Genomic DNA, 379 nt, shown 5'->3' with positions numbered 1-379 from the left:
GCCTCTGGCTGCCTAGGCATCCACCGTGTGCGCTTCATTGCTTGACCCTATAACCCGAAGGGGTCTGGTATCTCGCAATGACAACGATTGCCGGATACGCTTGAGACGTATCACAAAACAATTGCATATCGAGATGAGAAGATAAAAACAGCGAACTGTCTTCATATCGTCATTCGATATTGTCAGCATGATATACATTGTTAAAGAGCGACTGCTATAAGCAGTGATAAACACACGTTTCTTTTCACCTTTAAAGAAAAAGAAAGGTCTTTTCTCTTTTTTTAACGTGAAGGTGCATTTATCACTGTTCATCAACAGCACTTGATCAGGTAATTCATTGTGAGCGCTTGCCGCGAGGATGACGCATCGTTTAAGGAGG

Annotated in this window: 1 protein-coding gene; it reads right to left on the bottom strand. The window is 43.0% G+C overall.

Translation table 11 applies throughout. The features are described from left to right. Positions 1-12 precede the first annotated feature (12 nt). Positions 13-379, bottom strand: a 367-nt coding sequence (locus HW452_RS17400; protein ID WP_224107346.1) for a hypothetical protein, incomplete at its 5' end; no start/stop codon positions are given.

The sequence above is a fragment of the Vreelandella aquamarina genome (assembly GCF_020075495.1).
Classification (GTDB): Bacteria; Pseudomonadota; Gammaproteobacteria; order Pseudomonadales; family Halomonadaceae; genus Vreelandella; species Vreelandella aquamarina_A.
This window is presented reverse-complemented; position numbering and strand designations above follow the sequence as displayed.